This is a genomic window from Streptomyces sp. NPDC012510, assembly GCF_042955065.1.
GTDB lineage: Bacteria > Actinomycetota > Actinomycetes > Streptomycetales > Streptomycetaceae > Streptomyces.
In genome coordinates this window covers 68,667-91,770 of the sequence record NZ_JBIBEN010000019.1, presented here as the reverse complement: position 1 = coordinate 91,770, position 23,104 = coordinate 68,667, and the positions used below count along the sequence as shown (strand labels likewise).

Sequence of the window (23,104 nt, the reverse complement as noted above, 5' to 3'; positions counted from 1 at the left end):
CGCTGGTGAACGGGCCCTTGCGCGGTTCCGAGTCCTCGTGGTGGGGACTCTTGGGGAGCGGAACGAGGATGCGCATGACCGGCAAGTCGACGAACACCCAGGAGCGGGCACCGGGCGAGCAGGAGCTGCGGCAACTGCTGGCCGGGCTCACCGCCGTACGGGACGGTGATTTCGGTACCCGGCTCCCGGCGGACGGCGAAGGTCTGCTCGGCGACATCGCCACGGTCTTCAACGGCATGGTCGACCAGTTGTCCGTGTTCACGTCGGAAGTCACGCGCGTGGCCCGCGAGGTGGGTACCGAGGGCACGCTGGGCGGTCAGGCGGAAGTGCCGGGGGTGTCGGGTACGTGGGCGGATCTGACCGACTCGGTGAACGCGATGGCGGGCAATCTGACCACGCAGGTGCGTGACATCGCCCAGGTCGCCACCGCGGTGGCCAAGGGTGATCTGTCGCAGAAGATCGACGTTCCCGCGCGCGGCGAGATCCTCCAGCTGAAGGAGACCGTCAACACGATGGTCGACCAGCTCTCCGCCTTCGCCGACGAAGTCACCCGCGTCGCCCGCGAGGTCGGCAGCGAGGGCCGGCTGGGCGGACAGGCCCAGGTGCCGGGTGTCGGCGGGGTGTGGCGTGACCTGACCGACTCGGTGAATTTCATGGCGGGCAACCTCACCGCGCAGGTCCGCAACGTCGCCCAGGTAACGACCGCGGTCGCGCAGGGCGACCTCTCCCAGAAGATCACCGTCGACGCACGCGGCGAGATCCTCGAACTCAAGAACACCATCAACACGATGGTCGACCAGCTCTCCGCCTTCGCCGACGAGGTCACCCGCGTCGCCCGCGAGGTCGGCACCGAGGGCCGGCTGGGCGGACAGGCGGACGTCAAGGGGGTGAAGGGCACCTGGCGCGATCTCACGGACTCGGTGAACTTCATGGCGGGCAACCTCACCGCGCAGGTCCGCAACGTCGCCCAGGTGGCCACCGCGGTCGCGCAGGGCGACCTCTCCCAGAAGATCACCGTCGACGCACGCGGCGAGATCCTCGAACTGAAGAACACCATCAACACGATGGTCGACCAGCTCTCCGCCTTCGCCGACGAGGTCACCCGCGTCGCCCGCGAGGTGGGCACCGAGGGCAACCTCGGCGGTCAGGCGATCGTCCGGGGCGTGTCGGGGACCTGGAAGGACCTGACGGACAACGTCAACGTGATGGCGTCGAACCTGACCGGTCAGGTCCGCTCGATCGCCCAGGTCGCCACCGCCGTGGCGCGCGGCGACCTGTCCCAGAAGATCACGGTCGAGGCCAAGGGTGAGGTCGCCGCCCTGGCGGACGTCATCAACACGATGGTCGACACGCTGTCCGCGTTCGCCGACGAGGTCACCCGCGTCGCCCGCGAGGTCGGCACCGAGGGGCGCCTCGGCGGACAGGCGCACGTGCCGAGCGTGGCCGGCACCTGGAAGGACCTGACGGACAACGTCAACTCCATGGCCAACAACCTCACCGGCCAGGTGCGCAACATCGCGCTGGTGACCACGGCCGTGGCCAACGGCGACCTGTCGAAGAAGATCGACGTCGACGCACGCGGCGAGATCCTGGAACTCAAGACCACGATCAACACGATGGTCGACCAGTTGTCGTCGTTCGCCGCCGAGGTCACCCGCGTCGCCCGCGAGGTCGGCAGCGAGGGGCGGCTCGGCGGACAGGCCGAGGTCGAGGGCGTCGAGGGCACCTGGAAGCGGCTGACGGAGAACGTCAACGAACTGGCCGGGAACCTCACCCGCCAGGTCCGTGCGATCGCCGAGGTCACCAGTGCCGTCGCCGAGGGCGACCTGACCCGCTCGATCACCGTGGAGGCGTCGGGCGAGGTCTCCGAGCTCAAGGACAACATCAACTCCATGGTGGAGTCCCTGCGGGAGACCACGCGGGCCAACCAGGAGCAGGACTGGCTCAAGACCAATCTCGCCCGTATCTCCAGCCTCATGCAGGGCCACCGCGACCTGCCGGTGGTCGCCGAACTGATCATGGACGAGCTCACGCCGCTGGTCTCGGCCCAGTACGGCGCCTTCTTCCTTGCCGAGGACACCGAGCGCGGTCTCGAACTGCGGCTGGTGGGCTCGTACGGACGCCCCGACGACGCCGACCTGCCCACCAGCATCCCGGTAGGTGCCTCACTGGTGGGCCAGGCGGCACGCAACCGCCGCCCCATCACCGTGGAGGAGCTGCCCGCGGGCTATGTCACCGTCTCCTCCGGTCTCGGGCAGGCTGTGCCCAGCGCCCTGGTGGTGCTGCCCATCGTGGTCGAGGAACAGGTTCTCGGCGTCATAGAGCTGGCCTCGCTCACCCGGTTCACCCAGATCCACCAGGACTTCCTGGCGCAGCTGATGCCGACCATCGGTGTCAACCTCAACACCATCGTGGCCAACGTCCGCACCGACGAGCTGCTGGAGGAGTCCCAGCGCCTGACCTCGGAGCTGCAGGCCAGGTCGGCGGAGTTGCAGGTCCAGCAGGAGGAGCTGCAGCGCTCCAACGCCGAACTGGAGGAGAAGGCCTCACTGCTGGCCTCGCAGAACAGCGACATCGAGGCGAAGAACCTGCAGATCGAGCAGGCCCGCCAGGAACTGGAGACCCGCGCGCAGCAGTTGGCGCTGGCCTCCAAGTACAAGTCGGAGTTCCTGGCCAACATGAGTCACGAACTGCGCACCCCGCTCAACAGTCTGCTGATCCTGGCCCAGTTGCTGGCCCAGAACCCCTCGCGCAACCTCACCCCGAAACAGGTCGAGTACGCGGGCATCATCCACTCGGCCGGTTCGGACCTGCTGCAACTGATCAACGACATCCTCGACCTGTCCAAGGTCGAGGCCGGCAAGATGGACGTCGCTCCCGAGCGCGTCCCGCTGCGTCGGCTCCTGGAATACGTCGAGGCGACGTTCCGGCCGCTGACGACCCAGAAGAGCCTGGACTTCACGGTCGCCACCGCGCCCGGCACACCCGCCGACCTGCTGACCGACGACTCCCGGCTGCGCCAGATCCTGCGCAACCTGCTGTCGAACGCGGTGAAGTTCACCGAGGAGGGAGGCGTGGAGCTGCGCATCGAACCCGCTGCCGACCAGGAGGTGCCCCCGGCCGTCCACCGTGGTGGCCCGGTCGTGGCGTTCCGGGTGAGGGACACCGGCATCGGTATCCCCCAGCAGCAGTTGGAGACGATCTTCGGGGCGTTCCAGCAGGCCGACGGGACGACGAGCCGCAAGTACGGTGGCACCGGTCTCGGTCTGTCCATCACCCGGGAGATCGCCCATCTGCTCGGTGGCGCGGTGACGGTCCGCAGCACCCCCGGCCAGGGCAGCACGTTCACGCTCTACCTGCCCGTGGCGCGCGCCGACTTCGAGGAACTGTCGGACGGCGGCGGCCGGCCGGTGGAGCAGCCCCACGCCGCCGTCGCCTCCGAGGGGGAACCGGAGCACCGTGCACTCACCGGCCAGCAGGTGACTCCCGAACGCCGCAGGCGACGCCTGCTGGTCGTCGAGGAGCGTCCACGCGGTCTGCTCACTCTCGTCGCCGAGCGCGCCGTCGCGGACCTCGCGCAGGATGCCGACGATCCGTACGGGGCGATCGACATCATCACGGCCGTCGGAGCGCAGGAGGCGGCGAGCACGCTCGCGGCCGAAGCCTGTCACTGTGTCGTCCTCGAACTCGGCATGCCCGACGAGGAGTGCGCTGACTTCCTCGGGGCCATGCGCGGCGACTCCGCCCTGGCCAGCGTGCCGGTCCTCGTCCACACCGGGCATCGCGTGGATCTGGCCCAGGAACAGGCCCTGCGCTCCCGCGCGGGCGACCGGCCCCTGGACTTCCTGTCCAGCCTGGACGAGCTGCGCGAGCGCATCACCCTGCACCTGTCCGCCGAGCAGCCGGGCGACGTCCTGTCGCTGGTGCGCACCGAGGAGCCCCAGCGCCCCGCCGCCGAGGTCATGGACGACGCCTTCCTCGGCCGGACGGTCCTCGTCGTCGACGACGACGCGCGCAACCTCTTCGCGCTGAGCGGGGTGCTGGAGCTGCACGGCTTCGAGGTCCTCCACGCGGACAACGGCCGCCGGGGCATCGAGATGCTGCTCGCCCACCCGGACATCTCCCTGGTCCTGATGGACGTGATGATGCCGGAGATGGACGGCTACGCCGCCACCGCGGAGATCCGTACGATGCCCCAGTACGCCGAGCTGCCCATCATCGCCGTCACCGCCAAGGCCATGCCGGGTGACCAGGAGAAGAGTCTCGCGGCAGGCGCGAACGACTACATCACCAAGCCCGTCGACACGGGTGACCTCATGGCTCGCGTCCGAAGTTGGCTTCCCGCGTGAGCAGGCGTCACAGCCGCCACGCGGCGCCCGCCAGCCGACCGCGCGACGTCCCCGACGCGCCCGACGTGCCCGACGTCCCAGCCGAGGAACAGGAAGACCGTGAGTGACCGCCGTCATCCGTCCGGCCCCAAGGGCCCCCACGCCCCCGCGGGCGAACCGTCCGCACCGCAGGGCGTCGGCCCGACGGCCGTCGAGCCGCCCGGTGCCACCGACAGCGCACCCGTCGCCGTCGACGGTGACTCGAGGACACCGGCGGAGACCTCCCCCGTCGGCAGGCTCGCGGCCACCGTGGACCGGCTGCGCCGGGAAGTACGGGCGGCCCAGGCGGAGGCGGAGGGGCGCGCGCTGATCGAACTGGCCAAAGGCATCCTGGTCGAGCGACTCGGGTGCGGGCCGACGCAGGCCGCGCGGCAGCTCGCCGAACTCACCGAACAGGCGGGCACCACACTGCTCGAGTTCGCGGTCGAGGTCGTCAACCAGGCCTCGCGCGACCGGTTCTCGGAGGTGACCACCGCCTTCCTCACGGCTACCGCGGGCGATGCCGAGGACTTGGACCGTGGGGACGGCCGTTCCTCCGCCGTGCGGCTACGGGCCGCCGAGAGCGGTGCGCTGGCCGCCCACGACACCCAGGCCGTCGCCGACGCGCTGCTGGAACACGCTCTGGTCCCGCTGGGCGCGGAGGCGGTGGCGATCTGGGCGCTGAACACCGACGGCTCCCTCACGCTGGCGGGCAGCGCCGGGTTCTCCTCCGCCGAGGCCGGACGCTGGCGGCATGTGCCCCCGGGCGTGGCGACCGTGGCCCGCCGGGGGCTCGGTGAGCGAACGGGCCAGTGGATCCGCAGTCTGGCCGAGACCGGCCTGCCCTCCATCGGTCAGCACCGTCATTCCGACGGTGGCCGGGTCGCCGTACCGGCCGGTGCCGGCGGGCGGATCCTCGGGGTGCTGGAGATCGCCTGGTCCGCGCCCCTGGATACTCCTCGCCCGCAGATCGTCCGCCAGATCGAGGCCCTGGCCGAGCTGTGCGCGCACACCTTGGAGACTTACCCGCCGGACCGTCCCGACGGGGAGCCGGGCCCACGGGTCCTGCCGGACGTCAGCGAGTTGATGGATCTGGCCGACGGGCTCCACGACCCCGCCCTGGTGCTCGTCCCGCATCTGGACGCCCACGGAGGCCTGGTCGACTTCCGTATCCACCACGCCAACGGCCGTTTCCTGGACCCCGCCGGCCGGCCGCGCGGTGTCATCAACGGCGCCCTGTTGCTGGAGGCGTACCCGATGGCCGCCGGCCCCAGCGAGCTCTTCGAGCGGATACAGCGCGTCTACGCCACCGGCGAGCCCTACCGCGCCCACCGCACCCGGCTCACCGCCCTGGTGGACGACGTCCCACTGGCGGCGGTCGCCGACATCAACATCAGCAGGCACGGGGGCAGCGTCCTGCTCATCTGGCGTGTCGAGGACGAGACCGCCCGCCTGGCAAGCCTGCTTCAGCACGCCCAGCGCCTGGGCCGCATCGGTGGCTTCGAGGAGAACCTCCTCACCGGCGAGATCACCTGGAACGGCCAGCTCTACCACCTCTACGGCAGGCCCGCCTCCAGCGCCCCCGTGCCTCTGGAGGACCTGCCCGCCCACGCCCACCCCGACGACGCCGTCGCCATCGGCCGGTTCCTGCGCGCGCTGCTCCACCACCGCCGCCCCGCGTCCACCGCCTTCCGCCTCCAACGCCCCGACGGAGTCACCCGCCACATCCGCGTCGTGGCCGAACCGGTCATCGACGCCGACGGCAGGCTGTACGTCGTACGCGGCGCCTACCAGGACATCTCCGCCCATCACTGGACGGAGGTGGCCCTCGCCGCCACACGCGACCAGCTCGCCCACAGCGAGCAGCAGGCCAGCGAACGCAACCGCCTCACCCTGCAGTTGCAGCACGCCATCATGCCTCCGGCGCAGGCACCGCTGGAGATTCCCGGACTGCAGGTGGCCGTGCGCTACCGGCCGGCGGAGACCCAGCATCTGGTCGGCGGGGACTGGTACGACGCGGTCGTGCTGCCGTCCCGGCTGGTCCTGTTGTGCGTGGGCGACGTGGCCGGGCACGGTATCGAGGCGGCCACCAGCATGGTCGTGCTGCGCAACGCACTGCGCGGGCTCGCCGTGACGGGCGCCGGACCGGGCCAACTGCTGGCCTGGCTCAACATGGTGGCGCACCATCTGACGGGCGCCGTCACCGCCACGGCGGTCTGCGGCCTGTACGACCCCGACCGTCACAGGCTGCGCTGGGCCCGGGCCGGCCATCTGCCGCCCGTCATGGTGCGCGGCGCCGAGGCGACTCCGCTGCCCCGTGTCAGCGGGCTGCTGCTCGGTGCCGTGCCCGAGGCCACCTACGAGGAGCACGAGATCCAACTCGCCGTCGACGACACGCTGCTCATGTACACGGACGGTCTGATCGAGCGACGCGACCGGTCCGTGGACGAGTCCCTGACACAGTTGCTGACCGCCGCGCGCACGGTGCCGCCCACGCTGGACCAGCACTTGGACCGCCTGCTCACCCACAGCAGGTCCGACACGGACGACGACACCTGCATCGTGGGCATCCGTGTGGTCTGAAGCGCGCCGGACCGCTCGCCCCCGCCGCTCGGAACCCGGGCCGGAGCGTGCGGCCCCGGGCGGCGCACATGAGCCCGGGCCGCGTGGGCCGTGGCATGATGCCTCTCATGCGAGGAGACACGGGCAGGGCGAGCAGGTCGCGGTGATGGCCGTTTCCCCCACTGCCGGCGGGGTCGAGCCGCTGCTCGACCTCCACCCTCTGCCCAGCCGACCGGGCCTGCGCGCGACCGGTGAGATCAGTCTGCCGACCCAGGCGGCCTGGGAAGCGGCGCTGGAGAGTCTGGTGGCCCAGGACGACGACGTCTATCTGGACCTGGCCGGGCTGACGTTCATCGACGTCGCCGGAACCAGGATCCTCGCGCACGCGGCGCAGCGGTTGACGGTGCCTCGACGGATCCTCCTGGCACAACCACCGCCGTCCTTGCGGCGCGCGTTGGACATGTTCTGGCCGGACCTGGAAACGATCGAGGTGACGAGGTGAGCAGCATGACGGCCGAGCCGTTCGTGCACCCGGCCCTGTTCTACCGCGATCAGGAGAGCTACCTGACCGGCACCGTGCCCTTCATCACGCACGGGCTGGCCGCCGGTGAACCCGTCGCCGTAGCGGTGCCCGCCGCTCGGCTGCGGCTGCTGCGTGGTGCGCTCGGCGCCGACGCCGACCAGGTTCGGCTCATCGACATGGAGGAGGCCGGCCGCAACCCCGGACGGATCATCCCTCGGGTGCTGCGGGCCTTCGCCGACGCCCACGCCGACCGACGGGTCCGGATCATCGGTGAGCCGATCTGGGCCGGGCGGAGCGAGGACGAGTACCCCGCCTGCGTCCAGCACGAGGCCCTGATCAACCACGCGTTCACCGGTCGGCACGTCACCATCCTGTGCCCGTACGACACCGGCACGCTCGCCCCCCGGGTCATCGCCGACGCCCACGCCACCCATCCCGTCGTCATCGAGGACACGGTCGAACGCGTCAGCCACGGCTACGCCCCGGACGACACCATCGCCGCCTACAACCAGGCCTTGCGTCATCCGCCCGGCGTGGCCTCCTTCTCCTTCGACGCCGACCGGTTGCCGCAGGCACGGCAGTTCGTCACCGGTCGCGCCGCCTCCCTGGGCCTGTCCAGGGATCGGCTGGAGGACCTGGCCCTGGCGGTGGCCGAGCTGACCACCAACAGCGTCGTGCACGCCGGTGGTTCCGGCATCCTGCGCCTCTGGGCCGCCGACGGTCAGGTCATCTGCGAGGTGACCGACGAAGGGCACCTCGCCGACCCCCTGGCGGGACGCCGTCCGCCTCGGCCCGGGCAACTGGGCGGTCGTGGTCTGCTCCTGGTCCACTGCGTCAGCGACCTGGTTCGCGTCCACACCACGTCCACCGGGACCACTGTGCGCTTCCACCTCGACCAGGACCGGCCCTGACGTCGCCGCTGCGGGGCGCCGCGGGTCAGTGGCGGTCGCCGGTCATGGCGGGTGAGCGGAAGCAGGCGATGACGGCTTTGCCGTCGGGGCACCGGTGAGCCTCCCAGCTGTCGGCCAGGGCAGCGACGAGGAACAGACCCCGCCCGCCGGTGCGTTCGGTGCTCGGCGGCTTGGGTGCGGGCAGCGTGGCGGAGCCGTCGTGCACGGCGACGTGCAGACAGCGCTCGTCCCAGGTCATCACCAGTTGGGCGCTGCTGTGGGCGTGGGTGTGGGCGTTCGTGACCAGTTCCGAGACGGTCAGCAGTACAGCGTCGACCGTCTGCGGTGCGCTGGTGGTCCAGCCCAGCTTCCGTAGATGGTCACGGGTCCAGTCCCGTGCCGTTTTGACATCGCTGTGCAAGGGCAACGACCGCGCCCAGCCCACCGCTCGTAGCGTCGACTCAGTCATTCGCGACTCCTCCCTGGTCCGCGACCTCCCTACAACGGCTACCCCTGGAGGATGGATTGAGGCACGGCGACCACGGAACGGTGGGGTGGGCGCGCGGTTCAGCCGGTCGTGAGCATGCCCTCACGCAGACGCTTCAGGGTGCGCGACAGCAGACGTGAGACGTGCATCTGGGAGCAGCCCAGGCGTTCACCGATCTGGGCCTGGGTGAGTTCGTCGACAAACCTCCAGTGGAGGAGCCGGCGGGACCGCTCGTCCAGACCGGCGATCAGCGGGGCCAGGGCGTGGAAGTCCTCCACCAGCTCCATCGCCTCGTCGTCGGTGCCGATGAAGTCGGCCAGGGCCGCCTCGCCGTCGTCACTGACGCTCAGAGTCGCGTCGAGGGAGGCGGAGTTGTAGCCGTTCGCGGCGATCCGGGCCTCGATGACCTCCTCCTCGGACAGGTTCATCAGCTCGGCCAGCTCCTTGACCGTGGGCATACGGTCCAGACGGGAGCGGAGTTCCTCGGTGGCGCGGGCCAGTTCGACCCGGGCCTCCTGCAGACGGCGAGGCACGTGCACGGCCCAGGTCGTGTCGCGGAAGAACCGCTTGATCTCGCCGACGATGTACGGGATGGCGAACGAGGTGAACTCCACCTCACGCGACAGCTCGAACCGGTCGATGGCCTTGATCAGTCCGATCGTGCCGACCTGGACGATGTCCTCCATCTCGTCCGCGCCGCGACTGCGGAACCTGCCCGCCGCGTACCTCACCAGCGACATGTTCATCTCGATCAGCGTGTTACGGGCGTACTGGTATTCGTGCGTGCCCTCTTCCAGGACCGCCAGCCGCTCGAAGAACCTCTTCGACAACGACCGGGCGTCCTTCGGGGCGACCTTCAACGGGTCCGCCACGTCGGGCAGTTCAGCGACGAACCCCTCCGCGTCGGTCCGCGTACCAGATGCCGTCGTCACCGTCACGTCCCAGTCCCTCCCTCGGCAGCCTCGCCGACCTGCCCTTCTGCGGCCGACGACCTGGCGGTTACCCCACTTTCGGGAAAGCATGCGGGTGATTCGACGGACCCCTGCCTCGCATGGCGGGCCCGGCATCGGTTGTCCGCGGACAACGCGTCCCTACGCTCCACGGCGGCGGTCCGGCCCGACCCGGGAGGCGACGGAGACGGCGAAGGCGCCGATGGTCCGACGAGGATGTTCTTGGGGCTGACGTCCCCGTGCACCAGGACCAGACGGGTCCCCGCCGTGCGGTCGGCGAGGCCCTGGATTTCGGGCGCCAGACCCGGGTGCGCGGCGGCTGTCGCCAGCAGGTACGGCTCGATGCGCAGCGCGTGGAAGTTGTCGTCGGTGGCTAACTCCTCGGCGAGGGTCGCGTCGCCCGCGCTCGCCGCGTGCAGGCTGCCCAGCACTTCCCCGACGGCCGCGGCGGTCGGCATGTGTACCTCGTTTCCGTCTGGAGCATCACGGCCTCCTGCACGCAGTTCGGTGACCGGAAACAGGTGATCGGAATCCGATGTCCCCCTCAGCCTGGCCCCGCCGCACTTCACCGTCAACGACGAGTTGACGCATCTTTGTGCGCGGATGACGATCCATTCACTGAGGTCAGAGCAGTCCTCGGGGCGGCGACGAGTCTGTGCGGAGGCCTCTGCCGAGGCTCCGCAGCGGCCTCGGCAGCCGATCTCCCCGACGACGGCTTCAGGTCACGTCATGTCTCGACGGCACCGCGGGATGCGGCCGGGGGCCGGCGTCTTCGCCGAGTGGCTTTCCGGTGCGATCCGCCGGACGTCCGCCGGCGGCCCGTCCTTGGGTTATGCACTGTTGAGCTGTCCGCGGCTAACGTCCAGAGTCATGTCGATCACAGGTTGGCGGGTGCACTTCGCCCGGCGAGACCCGGCGTGGCCAAGGGAAGTAAGCCCATGCATACGGGAGTTCAGCGCGCTGTTCGGCGATCTGGATCAGCGGCTGGATGACCTGGGCGTGCCCGAAGGTCAGCCTTTCCTGATCAGTCCGTCGGCCGAGTACGACGTCGCCTTGAACCGCTACTTCTCGGTGTGGCTGGCATCTTCACCGTGGAACACTCAGGCGGCGCATGCCAGGGACCTGCGTACATACTTCGACTTCCTGTGGTTCGGGCGAGGCCGGTGCGACTGGCGTGATGCGTCCACAGACGATCGGGCGGCGTACGAGTGGTGGCGTCGTCGCGACGACTTCGGGCCCCGCGTGGAAGACACCAGCTGGGACCGGGAGGTCTCCACGGTTAACCAGTTCTACCTGTGGGCAATCGAGTGGGACCTCGTACGAGCCAATCCCGTCCGCCAGCGCGCTGCTGCGGCGTGGTCGCCCTGGCGGCGCGGGGCTGACGGGAGCACAGGGCGGCAGGTGCCGGCCGAGGCTTCGCACACGGGGCCACGGCGCGAGGTGAAGTGGCTGCCGCCGAGGTCGTACCGACTGTGGCGCAACGTGGGCCTGAGCGGTTTCGACGCGAACGAGATGCCGAGGCGAGCCTTCCGGGGCAGGTGGGCGGCGCGGAACGCAGCCTACGCAGACTCGATGATCCGCACAGGTTTGCGGCTGTGCGAGCACTCACGCTGACAGTGTTCGAGTTGCCCGAGTCCCCGCCGCCTGGATCCGGGATCGTCAACGCACGGGCGATGCTGCCGCACGCCATCTCCAAGGGGAACTCGGGGCGGGCGGTGTACTGGCCGGTGTCCGTGCTGCGGGACGTGCGGGACTACATGGAATGGGACCGGGCCGAGATGCTCGACTACGGCCGCTCGCGCGGCTTCTACACCCCATCCCGCCGGTCGCTGCTGGTAGAAGACCCGGCCGCGCCCAGAGTACGGATCGGTGGCCGCTGGGTGTCGGTGGCTCGCTTGGACGCGGCTGAGCGGCGCCGGCTACTGGTGGCCACAGCGGACGGCGGATGGGAGCCGGCGATGGTGTGGTTGAACCAGTGGGGCCTGCCGATGACGGTCTCCGGGTGGAAACAGGTCTTCGCCGATGCCAACGACCGGTGCCGTGCCCGAGGCGTCGGCGTTGCGGCGACGCCGCACATGCTGCGCCATTCCTACGCGGTGACCACGCTGGAGCTGTTGTGGCGGGACATCTGCAGGCGCTGGGCGAGATGAACGAGCAGCAGCGGCTGACGTATCAGCGGGTGTTCGGAGATCCGTTGGACTGGGTGCGGATCAGGCTCGGTCACCGGTCGGCGACCACCACGGCGATCTACCTGCACACTTTGCAGGAGCTGGAGATGCGTACGCGCCTGGAACTGGTGCCGGAAGGGGCGTGGGAGACGGCGGGCTTCAGCGAGGAGGGCTGGCTGGAGCGGTCGGCGGTGGCCGCCGCGTGAGCAAGGACTCGCCGCGTGCGGGCCGCGGGCGTGCGGCGGCTGTACCTGAGGGGCTCTATCAGCCGCCACCGGTGGTGGAGGTTCCCGAGGACGGGGGATCGCCGGTAGTGCGATTCACCGGGGAGGACGGGCGCGAGTGCGTGTTCCGGCTCGAGGAGTTGCCGCTGCCGGGGATGCATCTGGACTTCGCGTACGCGCTGCAGGTGCGGATCGGGCCTGGTGGAGGGTGCCGGACACAGCGGGCGGCGAGCGGCCAGTGGCAGTCGATCAAACGGTTTCTCCTGCTCTTGGGCCACCTTCCTGTTCCGCCGCAGCGGGTGGAGGACCTGTGGGCGCGTCACCTGGAGCGGTATCTGATGTCCCGGCGGGAGACGTGCTCGGAGAAGTCCGTTCGCAGAGATCTCCAGGGTCTGCTGCGGATCGTGCGCGCCTTGCCGGGCCAGGACCGTCTGGATCGGACGGCAGCGGACTACGCCGGGCAGCGCGGCCACGGGGTGGATGCGCAGCAGGAGATGCGTTCGGGGTACTCGGACCGGGAGTTCCAAGCCGTCATGGCTGCGGCTCGTTCGGACGTGGCGGCCATCCGTGACTGGATCGCGGCGGGCGAGAGCCTGCTGCGGCGCTTCCTCGAGGCCCCCGATTCCCTGACTCCCGCTGAACGGGAGCAGGGCGTGCGACTGGAGGCGATGGCGCGTACGGGCCGGGTCCAGGTGGACTACCGAGGGCTTTCGGCGGGCGAGTATCCGGCGGCCTGCTGCGCACAGGCGCGGCAGCTGTTCGTCATCGACCCGGACCTCGCCCCGCTGTTGATCTACGCGGCAGGGCTGAGCGGTAGGAACCCGGAGACGCTCAAGGAACTGCCCGCCGAGCACCGACTGCTGGAGGAACGGGCGATCGCGGTAACACTGACCAAGCGCCGCCGGGGCAAGGCCAACTCCCGGGCGACCGTGCACTGGAGTGTCGATCCGGACCGGGACCTGAGGACGATGGGCAGCTTCTACCTGCTGCTGCACCGGATGATGGCGCGCAGCCGCGCGTTCTCCCATACCTCCTCGGTGTGGTCGATCTGGGCGGGCAGCGGTCGTGGCGGCGCCAGGCATGCCGCGACCGCGGGGCACTGCGGCCCGTTCGATGCTGAGCTGGCCCGCAAGCTGAAGCTGAGGGCGTGGGCCGACCGCCACGGTCTGGTCGGCGACGACGGGGCGCCGCTTGAGATGTTGGTGACCCGGATGAAGAAGACCGTCGAGGCCCGCACGGCCAAGCGGGTCGGCGGGCACCTACCGTCCGCCCGGCTGACCAACACGGCGCAGACGTCCTTCGCCCATTACCTGCGAGCGGATCCGTTCATCACCGAATGGGCCGCCGACGTGCTGACCGAGGCAATCACCGACGCCGAACACCACGCCCGCGGCGTCATGATCCGCCTGGCCGGCGCGGACCCCAGGGCCGTGCCGCAGTCCGCACGGAGCAAAGCGGAGGTGGGAGAGCTCGACACGCTCGCCACTTCGTGTCTTGACATGGAGCACCATCCGGCTGGCGGCCGATGCCGACGCCCGTTCCTAAGCTGCTTCAGCTGCTCCAACGCGCTTGTGTTGGAGCGGCACTTGCCCGCTCTCCTCGCCCTGGTCGACGCCCTGCGTGAGGATCTCCAGCAGCGAGACGCCGAGCAGTGGACGGCCTGGCACGGCACGACCTGGCAGATCCTCACCCGCGACATCCTGCCCGCTTCAGCCCCGCCCAACATGCCTCGGCAGCCCAGCGGAAACCTGCGTTGCCGCTCGACCTGCTGGACGGCCTGAAGGAAGCACCTTGACCAGTGCCTTCGAAACCGCCGCAAGGCCAGCCGCGATGCCCGAAGACACACCGGTGCTGACCGGGCGTCCGCTGCGCGATCACGCCGCCCTGGAGGAGACGTCCCGGTACGCCGATGATGTGTGGGTGCTGACGCCGGCCTGGCTGCCGGCCGATCAGAAGACCCTCCGGCTGGACTTCACACTTCTGCCGCCTCCGTTGGTCGATGTCGCCAAACCGCTGTTCCTCGCTCTCCTCGCCCACGACGCCCCGCCAGGGGAGCTGCCCTTGGCCATCGACAGCATCCGCACCTACTTCGGCTGCGTGCGGCGTTTCCTGTGGTGGGTCCACAGCCGCGACCGCACCCTACGGGAGCTCGACGGCGAGGACCTGGACGACTACCACCGCGAGATCACGGCGCTTCGGCTGTCCGGCGGTGCCACCCGATGCAACCGGCGAGCGGTGCGGATGCTCTGGGCCTACAGGAACGTCCTGCCCGACCACCTCGGGCAGGACCCGCTGCGACGGCCTCTGCGGCAAGCATGGGCACGCCTTCGCCGCCGCGCGGGCGGCGAGAATCGCACCGACCGCATCCCCGAGCAGATCGTGGGACCGCTGCTGAGCTGGGCGATGCGCTTCGTCGACGACTTCGCCGACGATGTCCTGGCGGCCCGCGCAGAGCGCGACGCCATCGATGCCCGGCCGCCCGTCGGCCCTGACCTGCCCACCGCGCTGGCGGAACTGCTGGACGACTTCCGCCGCCGTCGGCACCCCCTGCCAGCGGCACCCGCGCGCCTGGCCTCCGCCCGCCGAGGTGAGCCCTTCCCCAGTACCAGCTACCTGGCTCGGCTCCTGGGCTATCCCGTTCACCGCCTGGACGAGGCCCGGCCACGACAGATGATCGCGGAGGCCGCCGACGACGTCGGAGTCGACACGGACTGCCCGCTCGCGCACGCTCCCCTGAACTGGAGGCGCAGCCGGGGGCGGGGACGCCACGCGGGCCGGATCGGGCACGTCGGGCCCGTCCGCCTGACGGGACCGCAGACCGGCCGCATCCGCACCTGGGCACGCCGGAGACTGTCGTGCCGCTTCGACCTGCACCCTTGCCGCTGGGTTCTCTGGTGACCCGCACGAACACCGCCGACGAGCCCTCGGCGGTGACGGGCAACGGCTGAAGCCGTCGTGCATCTACCGCGAGTGGCGGCGGGCCGTGATCGAGTCCTGAGGTTTGCACGCGGTTCATGCTGGTCAGAGCGCTGACTCAGACGGTGGAAGCGCGGTGACGTGTGTGCGTTGAACCTGCCTTGTTCAGGGTGTCGGGTGGGTGGTGTGGGTGCGTCGGTGGTGGTCGTAGTCGTGGGTGTGTTCTTCGGCCCAGTTCTGCAGGTGTTGCAGTGCGGGGGTGGCGTCGCGGGCGAGGTCGGTCAGGGCGTACTGCACCGTCGGTGGGCGGCCGGTGTGAACGGTGCGGGTGATCAGTCCGCCGGTTTCGAGGTCGCGCAGGGTCTGCGCGAGCATTTTGTCGCTGACGCCGCCGGCCCGACGGCGCAGCTCGGACCAGCGTTGCGGGCCGTTCATGAGGTCGACCAGGACCAGGGCGGCCCACCGGGCGGTGACCAGGTCGAACAGCTGCCTGCCGGGGCAGGCGGGATTACGGACGTTGCCTCGCGTGCTTTCCTGCACGTGCTCACCTCACCTGAAGGTATGTACTTCCCTCTAGAAAGTAACTCGGTCAGAGTGAGGGGACCAACCCCTGATCGTCAAGGAGTAACCCGTGGCAACCGACGACGCCGTGACCCGTGACTCGAACACCGTGACGGTGCTCGGCGGCCCCACCGCGCTGATCCGCCTGGCCGGCTGGACGCTGCTGACCGACCCGACCTTCGACGCCGCCGGCACCGAGTACCAGGACGGCCCGGTCCCGGTGCGCAAGACCGCCGGCCCGGCGCTGAAGCCCGGGGAACTGCCCGCTCTCGACGCGGTCCTGGTCAGCCACACCGGGCATCTGGACAACCTCGACACCGCCGGGCGTGCGGTGGCCTCCGGTGCCTCGCAGGTGTTCACCACCGTCGCCGGCGCCACCGATCTCGGGGGTGCGGCCGTCGGCCTGGAGCCCTGGCAGACCCGGACCCTGTCGATGCCGGGCCGCACGCCGCTGAACATCACCGCGGTTCCCGCCCGCCACGGCCCCATCGGCACCGAGGACATCACCGGTCCGGTCACCGGCTTCCTCCTGCACACCGACGACGGCTCCACGCCGAGCGTGTACGTCTCCGGTGACACCGTTGACCTGGACGCGATGAGCGCCCTGGCCAACCGGTACCGCATCGACGTGGCGCTGCTACACCTGGGCGCGGCCGGCTTCGAGGCATTCGGTGACGTACGGCTGTCGCTGACCGCGGTCCAGGCCGTCGAGGCCCGCCGCCTGCTCGGCGACCCCCTCGTGGTCGCCGTGCACGCCGAGGGCTGGGCCCACTACACCGAAGACCGCAGCCACGTCCAGCACACCTTCGACGCCGCCGGCGCCCCGCTGCACTGGCCCACCCCGGGTGAACCCGTCACCCTGCCCGACCCCCACACCCTCTGACACCTCAACGCCGCCGCCGACACACCGGCCGCCTCCCATGCCGCCGCAGACGCGGGAGCGGCCGCGGTTACCGCACTGCATGAGGGCCTCGCCCCCGTGCCGGACAGGATCATCGGCGCGCACGACAGCGCCCAGCAGCTTTCTGGGGCTGACGCCGTCCGTCACCGGTCAATGGCTCACATGGATCGGCCGGTAGCCGACCTGCCCGTCCGCAACGAAGAAACGAAGAGAAAAGGAAAGAATATGAAGCCGGAAGTCGTGCACGAGCGCTTCGCCCAGTACCTCAAGGACCGGGACCTCGACGGACTGGGTTCCCTGTTCGACGAAGACGCCATGTTCGTGCCGGGACCGGGACAGGAGCCGGTCTACGGCAGGGAAAGCATCAAGGAAGCGCTCAAGCCCTACCTCGCCTCGCCCAGCACCATGGAGGTCGTGGCCACGTCGGTCCATCAGAACGGCGACCTGGCGATGGTCCAGCCGTCCTGGCGGATCACGAGCGAGAGCGGCACCGTGGAAGGAAAGGCGGTCGAGGTGATGAGGAGGACGAGCGAGGGGGACTGGGTCTACATCATCGACAACCCCTACGGCGTCTGATTCTCGGCATCCCGGCATCACCGTCGAGCGAGGGAAGTTCCTCACGGCAGCGGCGGCCGTATCCACGTTCTCGATGCGGCCCCCGCTGCACTGGCCCACCCCGGGCGAGCCCGTCACCTTGCCGGAGCCGCACACCCGCTGACACCTCACCCAGTACCGGTGGCGCACCGGCCCGCTCCTCCTATGCCGCCGCAGTCGCGGGAGCGGCTGCGGTCACCGCACTGGCGCGCACGACAGCGCCCAGCAGCTTTCTGGGGCTGACGCCGTCCGTCACCGGTCAATGGCTCACATGGATCGGCCTGTGGCCGACCCGCTCGTCCGCAACGAAGAAACGAAGAGAAAAGGAAAGAATATGAAGCCGGAAGTCGTGCACGAGCGCTTCGCCCAGTACCTCAAGGACCGGGACCTCGACGGACTGGGTTCCCTGTTCGACGAAGACGCGATGTTCGTGCCGGGACCGGGACAGGAGCCGGTCTACGGCAGAGAAGGTATCAAGGAGGCGCTGAAGCCCTACCTCGCCTCGCCCGGCACCTTTGAGATGGGGGCCGCGTCGGTCCATCAGAACGGCGACCTGGCGATGGTCCAGGTGCCCTGGCGGATCAAGAGCGAGAGCGGCACGGTGCAAGGAAAGTCGGTCGAGGTGATGAGGAGGACGGCCGAGGGGGACTGGGTCTACATCATCGAAAACCCCTACGGCGTCTGATTCTCGTCGTCCCGGCATCACCGTCGGGCGACGGAACCTTCTCAAGGCAGCGACGGCCGCATCGACTTTCACAATGCGGCCGCCGCTTGCTGTCCGGCGTTGACCCGGTCATGATCCGGTGTGGTCCGGGCGCGGTTGGCCGGTGAGGGGGAGCAGGTCTTCGACGTGGCGTTGTGCGGTGAAGGCTCCACTGCCGGCGGTGAACAGGTCGGTGCCGGCGACGTCCACACGGGCACCGCCTGTCACGGCACCGAGGAAAGCGGTGCCGGCGAACCACAGGTACAGCAGTGCCTCGTCGGTGCCGACCGGGTTCCGGAGGCAGGCCGGTAAGCGCGGGTGCGGACGCGGTCCGCCGTCGCCGCCGCGAACCTCGACGCCCTGTACACCTTCCTCACCAACGCCGTCGGCCCCTTGGAACGGTCACCGTCATCGACACCACCCCGCTGCTGGCGACCGTCAAACGAGCGGGCCTGATACGACACTGACGACAATAGCTACGGCCACGCATACGGCGTGGGTGTGCGTTCACCTCCCGATCGGCCACTTCCAGCCGGGGATCCACGTCAGAGACATCACAGCAGGCCGTTGGCACTGGACAACGGGCAACAACAAACCCTGTCCATAACACCGGTTCGAGGAGCAGCTCTCCCGTCGCTGTTGACGTGGGTGCGGTGCCGGATCGAACGGCGTTCGTTCGCCCTCCTCATCGCGGCTCTGCTCGGAAGGGGCGCGACCGCGGCGTCGGCGACGGGTGGTGGGCGCGGCTGGCCAAGGGCGCCCGCGTCGGGTCGAGCACCCTCGGGGTGGCCGGCCGCTTTTTCGTCTAGGGTTCGATCATGTTCAAGTCAGGGGTGGGTTTCCTAGCGTTGTTCGGCCTCGGCTGGTGGCTTCTGGGCTCGAGCGCGTTCGACGGGCTGCCGCGTCAGGTCCTGGTCGTGGCCGGCGGTGTCGTCACGGTGGGGCTGATGCTCGCGGCACGCCGTTTCCTGCCCTCGTCGGCAGGGGGACCGTTCCCCGTCGGCCGACGTCGGCGGTTCAACCAGATCAACGGGATCCAGTGGCTGCTGATCATCGCCATCGCCGCAGTCTGCCGTCACCTCGAGGTGCCGACGCTCATCCCCCCGCTGATCGCGGTTGTCGTCGGGCTCCACTTCCTGCCGCTGGCGGCGGTGTTCGAGCAGCCCCGACTGCGCATACCGGCGGCCCTGTTGATCGCTTCAGGCGCGGCGGGCGTGATCGTCTGGCTCGCGAACGGCCCGGACGGGAATGTTCGTCTCGTGGTGGGCCTCAGTTCCGCGCTCTCCCTCTGGTCCATGGCGGCCTGGACGGTCGCGGGGGCTGCACGTGCCGCCGAGCACGGGGCGGGAGGGGCAGAGGCGGTCTGAGCTCGGACGGCTCACCGGCGTACGGGAGGCATGAGGGAGACGGCTCCCGCCTCGCCGTCTCGGAGGATGCGAGGGTGCGGGGGTGCGAGGGTACGAGGGTGCTCAGTCGAGACAGAACTCGTTGCCCTCGATGTCCTGCATCACGATGCACGACTCGTTGTGGTCGTCGGCAAGCAACAGCCGCACACGGACCGCGCCGAGCGCGACCAGTCGTGCGCACTCGGCTTCGAGCACGGCGAGGCGCTCCTCACCGACGAGCCCGGTGCCGACTCGCACGTCCAGATGCACCCGGTTCTTGACAACCTTGCCTTCGGGGACACGCTGGAAATACAGCCGCGGGCCCACACCCGAGGGATCGCCGCAGGCGAACGCCGCACCCTGCCGCTCAGGCGGCAGAGAGCGATCGAAATCGTCCCAGGTGGCAAAACCCTCCGGCGGCGGCGGAACGACGTACCCCAACACCTCGCACCAGAAGCGGGCGACGCGCTCAGGTTCCGCACAGTCGAAGGTGACCTGGAACTTCTTGATCGATGACATCGGCGCACCTTAGCAGGGGAACGTTGTCGCTCATTTCCCGGTAGGAACCCGCTTGTTGTGCGAAGGCAACCGCTGCCGGCCTCCTCGCCCCTCCACATCGGCATGCCCGTGCCGGTCTCCCCGGCTGCGGTCTTGTGCGCGTTCCTCCACGATGAATGCATGGCGCTCAACCGATCCGCTCGGTCTCTGGTGACGCCGGGCCCCGGGGGCGTGGTGGCGCCGGGCCCCTGGGGCGTCATGGCGCCGGGCCCCTGGGGCGTCATGGCGCCGGGCCCCGGGAGCGCGGTGGCCGCCCCTGGCGGCGCGGGCCACCCGGGTCCGTGCGACGACAGGCTGCTGAGGGAGGCCGACACGGGGCGTGTCCTGGAGGGTCCGGCTCCGGCCTGTTCAGCGTGCGGGGCCCGTCAGGGCGTGGTGCTGTGCCGGGCCACCTCTCTGGACCACCACGTCGCCCAGGGCGCCGGCTCCTACGTCGCCGGTGACGAGACCGTGTCGGCGCGGGCCCGGAGGGCGGTCGCGGACGCGCCCGGCCCCGCCCGTCGTACCCCACCGAGAGCGGACTGCGGGACGCGCCGACCGTGGCCCACGACGTCGAGACCCTGGCGGCCGTCCCGTGGATCGTCCGGCACGGCGGCCGGGCGTACGCCCGGCGCGACACGTCCGGGGAGACAGTCCAGCTTCGTACGAGACGGAGGCCGTTGCCATGCAACCAGTCGTCACCGTGGGCCTGGACGGCTCACCCGAAAGCCTCGCCGCCGCACGCTGGGCCGCCGACGAGGCCGAGAAGCGCAAACTCGCCCTGCGCCTGCTGCACGCCTGGCCGCAACTGGTGCCGGAACCGACGCGTCTCCCCTCGGAAGTGGACCAGAACTACTGGGCGAAGCGCCTTGTCCACACCGCGCGGGCGGAGCTGCAGGCCCGCCACCCCGGACTGTCCATCGTGGGGAACCTGGTCGCGGACGACGCCCAGAATGCCCTGCTCAAGGCCGCGCCGGAGTCGGAGATGATCGTGCTCGGCTCGCGAGGCATGGCCTCCGTGGAGAGCTACTTCCTGGGCGATGTGAGCATGCCCGTGGTGGCGCGAGCGGATCGGCCCGTCGTGCTGGTGCGCGCCGAGGCCCGCGATGAGGGAACACCTGCGGTGGCCGCGAACCGCGTGGTCGTGGCGCTGAAACTGCACGGGTCGAGCGGCGACGAACTGCTCGACTTCGCCTTCCACACCGCCGCGGCCAGGGGTGCGCCGCTTCAGGTCGTCCACGGCCGCAGCGTCCCGCTCCACGCACGCGTGCCCTGGGGCGTGGACCACCACGTCACCGAGGAGCTGACGCAGGACGCTCAGGAGCAGCTCAGCAAGGCGCTCCGGCCTTGGAGCGAGAAGTACCCGCAGGTGGACGTGGCCCGCGAAGTCCGACTCACAAGCCCTGCCAAGGCCGCCGTAGAGGCGGGCCAGGACGCGGCGCTTCTCGTCGTCGGCCGTCGTCGACACCACCGCGGACCGGCTCCCCACCTGGGCCATGTCGTCCACGCCGCCCTCCATCATGGGCGCTGTCCCGTCTCCGTCGTCCCCCATGACTGAGGTGTCCCGTCTCCATCGTCCCCCATGACTGAGGCAGTCCTGCCCGGGGCGAGACCCGCACCCTGATCCAGGCACATCAGGGTGCGCCGGGCGGGCAGGCCGGGCAGCGGGAGGCCCACTCTCGCCCTAGCACACAAGCATCCACGTCCGCGCGGCTGTGGACTGACAGGGTCGGCGGTGTCAGGCCGTGGTGCCCGGGGCTTCGATGCCCAGTGTGTGGCTGAATATGTTTCTCGGGTCCCAGGCAGCCTTGATCCTTTGCAGGCGCGGGTAGTTGTCCTTGTAGTAGAAGGTGGACCACGGAATGCCCGAGGTGTTGACGGCGGGGTCCGCCATGTCGTCGTCCGGGTAGTTGATGTAGGCGCCGTCCTTCGGGTCAGGCACCCCTCGCGTGTCGGCGTAGATCTCGCGGTAGAGCCTCCGGAGCCAGCCCACGTAGCGGTCGTCCAGCGTGGGATCGGCCCATGCCGCCGTATATTGGATGCGCATCACGGCATCGCGATGCGGGAACGCGGTGGCATCGGAGGCGACGGCGTTGATCCGACCTCCATAGCTGGCGATGCCGACGGAGCCGAACAGGAGATTCGGGTCCTGCTCGCGAGTCAAGTTCTCATAGATGGCGGCAAGTTGGGTGCTGGAAAAGCCCTTGCGCACATATCCCGATTTGACCTTGAGGCGAAACGTGCTGGAGTCCGGGCCGGCCAGCGCTGCCGCCAGCCATGGTCGGCGGTCTCGGACGACGTTGACGGGAGTGCCCACCCCGGCACCGAGGGCGGCGAGATAGTCGTCCAGCAGCCTGTCCGCGTCGGGGCCGAACACCTGGCCACTGGCGAGGTTGAGATCGTTGGCCTTGCGGCCCACGGTCAGGTCGGCATAGAGCCGGGCGCTGGGCGTGTCGGCCGCGCTGTTGCGCTCGCACCAGTCGGTGTGATTACTGATCAGACGGGTGAGCTTCGTCTCGTCCAACTCCAGTGCTCGCCAGGGCCATTGGGCCGAGAAGGCAATCGCACTCTCGGGAGCCCGTGGCAGCAGCCGCGTCGGATCGGCGGTCTCCGTGTCCGACCCGCGCAGCCAGTACCGGGTCACAACCCCGAAGTTCCCGCCACCGCCGCCGGTGTGTCCCCACCACAGCTCTCGGTTGGGATCGGAGTCCTCGCGCGTGGCGACCACCGCGGATGCCTTACCGCTCTTGTCGACTACGACGACCTCGACGGCGTACAGGTAGTCCACGACAAGGCCCATGGCACGTGACAGCACTCCGTAGCCACCGCCGCAGATGTGGCCGCCCGCCCCGACGCCGGGACACCAGCCGGCCGGGATCGTGACCCCCCAGCCCAGGACCAGGCGCCGGTAGACCTCGCCGAGCGTGGCACCCGGCTCCACGGCGAAGGCTCTGCGCGTCGGGTCGTACGAGACCTGTGTCATCCCAGACATGTCAATGAGCACGCGAACAGCCGGGTCGTCCACCCAGCTTTCGGCACAGTGCCCGCCGCTGCGCACCGCGATCTTCTTCCGGGCGTCCACGGCTTCCTGCACCGCTGCGACGACCTGCCGGGTCGATCCGACCACCCGCACATAATCCGGGGTTCCCGTCCAGCGCTTCGGACCGCGCTGTACCAGGTACGCGTACCGGGGGTCGTCCGGACCGGCGGTCACCGGGCCCAACGGGGCCGCACAGCCACTGTCCGCGGGGGCGGCCGCCCTGGCCGGTGCGGAGGTTCCCAGTGCCAGTCCGCCGACACTCCCTGAAGCGGCGACGACGGCGTCACGGATCAACT

Annotated in this window: 21 protein-coding genes; 14 read left to right on the top strand and 7 right to left on the bottom strand. The window is 69.8% G+C overall.

Annotated elements, in window-relative coordinates; genetic code table 11:
- Positions 1-68: 68 nt before the first annotated feature.
- The 4 genes from ACFY9I_RS30585 (at position 69) to ACFY9I_RS30570 (ending at position 8,363) form a co-directional block, all read left to right on the top strand.
- Positions 69-4,349: a HAMP domain-containing protein gene (locus ACFY9I_RS30585; RefSeq protein ID WP_391007433.1), complete on the top strand. Its 4,281-nt coding sequence runs from the start codon at positions 69-71 to the stop codon at positions 4,347-4,349.
- Positions 4,350-4,448: 99 nt separating this feature from the next.
- Positions 4,449-6,950: a SpoIIE family protein phosphatase gene (locus ACFY9I_RS30580; RefSeq protein WP_391007431.1), complete on the top strand. Its 2,502-nt coding sequence runs from the start codon at positions 4,449-4,451 to the stop codon at positions 6,948-6,950.
- Positions 6,951-7,095: 145 nt separating this feature from the next.
- Positions 7,096-7,431: an STAS domain-containing protein gene (locus ACFY9I_RS30575; protein ID WP_391007429.1), complete on the top strand. Its 336-nt coding sequence runs from the start codon at positions 7,096-7,098 to the stop codon at positions 7,429-7,431.
- Entirely contained in the window at positions 7,428-8,363 is a 936-nt protein-coding gene (locus ACFY9I_RS30570) for an anti-sigma factor RsbA family regulatory protein (protein WP_391007427.1), read from the top strand. The genes ACFY9I_RS30575 and ACFY9I_RS30570 overlap by 4 nt, the downstream gene beginning before the upstream one ends.
- 25 nt (positions 8,364-8,388) lie before the next feature.
- Here the strand turns inward: ACFY9I_RS30570 and ACFY9I_RS30565 are convergent, their stop codons facing one another.
- The 3 genes from ACFY9I_RS30565 to ACFY9I_RS30555 all read right to left on the bottom strand — a co-directional run bounded on the left by ACFY9I_RS30565 (position 8,389) and on the right by ACFY9I_RS30555 (position 10,237).
- Complete coding sequence (locus ACFY9I_RS30565; protein ID WP_391007425.1) at positions 8,389-8,811, bottom strand: ATP-binding protein; 423 nt, start codon at positions 8,809-8,811, stop codon at positions 8,389-8,391.
- 98 nt (positions 8,812-8,909) lie between these two features.
- Positions 8,910-9,767: a SigB/SigF/SigG family RNA polymerase sigma factor gene (locus ACFY9I_RS30560; RefSeq protein WP_391007423.1), complete on the bottom strand. Its 858-nt coding sequence runs from the start codon at positions 9,765-9,767 to the stop codon at positions 8,910-8,912.
- Positions 9,764-10,237: a hypothetical protein gene (locus ACFY9I_RS30555; RefSeq protein ID WP_391007421.1), complete on the bottom strand. Its 474-nt coding sequence runs from the start codon at positions 10,235-10,237 to the stop codon at positions 9,764-9,766. Before ACFY9I_RS30555 ends, ACFY9I_RS30560 begins: the two co-directional genes overlap by 4 nt.
- Positions 10,238-10,649: 412 nt before the next feature.
- On the opposite strand from ACFY9I_RS30555, the gene ACFY9I_RS30550 reads away from it, so the two are divergent.
- The 5 genes from ACFY9I_RS30550 (at position 10,650) to ACFY9I_RS30530 (ending at position 15,069) form a co-directional block, all read left to right on the top strand.
- Positions 10,650-11,393, top strand: coding sequence for a site-specific integrase (locus ACFY9I_RS30550; protein ID WP_391007419.1), 744 nt, complete (start codon positions 10,650-10,652; stop codon positions 11,391-11,393).
- Positions 11,375-11,929 (top strand): hypothetical protein, encoded by a 555-nt coding sequence (locus ACFY9I_RS30545; RefSeq protein ID WP_391007417.1) that lies wholly within the window; start codon positions 11,375-11,377, stop codon positions 11,927-11,929. Before ACFY9I_RS30550 ends, ACFY9I_RS30545 begins: the two co-directional genes overlap by 19 nt.
- Positions 11,896-12,153, top strand: a complete 258-nt coding sequence (locus ACFY9I_RS30540) for a hypothetical protein (protein ID WP_391007415.1) — start codon at positions 11,896-11,898, stop codon at positions 12,151-12,153. The genes ACFY9I_RS30545 and ACFY9I_RS30540 overlap by 34 nt, the downstream gene beginning before the upstream one ends.
- Before the next feature lie 107 nt (positions 12,154-12,260).
- Positions 12,261-13,952, top strand: coding sequence for a hypothetical protein (locus tag ACFY9I_RS30535; RefSeq protein ID WP_391007413.1), 1,692 nt, complete (start codon positions 12,261-12,263; stop codon positions 13,950-13,952).
- 49 nt (positions 13,953-14,001) lie between these two features.
- Positions 14,002-15,069, top strand: coding sequence for a hypothetical protein (locus ACFY9I_RS30530; RefSeq protein ID WP_391007411.1), 1,068 nt, complete (start codon positions 14,002-14,004; stop codon positions 15,067-15,069).
- A 183-nt stretch (positions 15,070-15,252) separates the two neighbouring features.
- On the opposite strand, the gene ACFY9I_RS30525 is transcribed toward ACFY9I_RS30530, so the two are convergent.
- Positions 15,253-15,627, bottom strand: a complete 375-nt coding sequence (locus tag ACFY9I_RS30525; protein ID WP_391007409.1) for a winged helix-turn-helix transcriptional regulator — start codon at positions 15,625-15,627, stop codon at positions 15,253-15,255.
- 91 nt (positions 15,628-15,718) lie between these two features.
- On the opposite strand from ACFY9I_RS30525, the gene ACFY9I_RS30520 reads away from it, so the two are divergent.
- The 3 genes from ACFY9I_RS30520 to ACFY9I_RS30510 all read left to right on the top strand — a co-directional run bounded on the left by ACFY9I_RS30520 (position 15,719) and on the right by ACFY9I_RS30510 (position 17,828).
- Complete coding sequence (locus tag ACFY9I_RS30520; RefSeq protein ID WP_391007407.1) at positions 15,719-16,531, top strand: MBL fold metallo-hydrolase; 813 nt, start codon at positions 15,719-15,721, stop codon at positions 16,529-16,531.
- Between the two features lie 243 nt (positions 16,532-16,774).
- On the top strand, positions 16,775-17,125 hold the full coding sequence (locus ACFY9I_RS30515; RefSeq protein ID WP_391007406.1) for an SgcJ/EcaC family oxidoreductase: 351 nt from the start codon (positions 16,775-16,777) through the stop codon (positions 17,123-17,125).
- 301 nt (positions 17,126-17,426) lie between these two features.
- A complete protein-coding gene (locus tag ACFY9I_RS30510; protein WP_391007404.1) occupies positions 17,427-17,828 on the top strand; it encodes a DUF4440 domain-containing protein in 402 nt (133 codons plus the stop codon).
- Between the two features lie 108 nt (positions 17,829-17,936).
- On the opposite strand, the gene ACFY9I_RS30505 is transcribed toward ACFY9I_RS30510, so the two are convergent.
- Complete coding sequence (locus ACFY9I_RS30505; protein ID WP_327695736.1) at positions 17,937-18,074, bottom strand: hypothetical protein; 138 nt, start codon at positions 18,072-18,074, stop codon at positions 17,937-17,939.
- Between the two features lie 590 nt (positions 18,075-18,664).
- Here ACFY9I_RS30505 and ACFY9I_RS30500 point away from each other — a divergent pair.
- Entirely contained in the window at positions 18,665-19,213 is a 549-nt protein-coding gene (locus ACFY9I_RS30500; RefSeq protein ID WP_391007403.1) for a hypothetical protein, read from the top strand.
- Between the two features lie 102 nt (positions 19,214-19,315).
- On the opposite strand, the gene ACFY9I_RS30495 is transcribed toward ACFY9I_RS30500, so the two are convergent.
- Complete coding sequence (locus ACFY9I_RS30495; protein ID WP_391007401.1) at positions 19,316-19,750, bottom strand: VOC family protein; 435 nt, start codon at positions 19,748-19,750, stop codon at positions 19,316-19,318.
- Positions 19,751-20,453: 703 nt separating this feature from the next.
- Between ACFY9I_RS30495 and ACFY9I_RS30490 the strand changes: the two genes are divergently transcribed.
- Complete coding sequence (locus tag ACFY9I_RS30490; RefSeq protein ID WP_391007400.1) at positions 20,454-21,326, top strand: universal stress protein; 873 nt, start codon at positions 20,454-20,456, stop codon at positions 21,324-21,326.
- A gap of 180 nt (positions 21,327-21,506) precedes the next feature.
- Here ACFY9I_RS30490 and ACFY9I_RS30485 read toward each other — a convergent pair whose 3' ends face one another.
- The gene (locus tag ACFY9I_RS30485; protein WP_391007398.1) at positions 21,507-22,982 is read right to left on the bottom strand and encodes an FAD-binding protein; all 1,476 of its coding nucleotides are present in this window, start codon (positions 22,980-22,982) and stop codon (positions 21,507-21,509) included.
- Between the last annotated feature and the right edge of the window lie 122 nt (positions 22,983-23,104).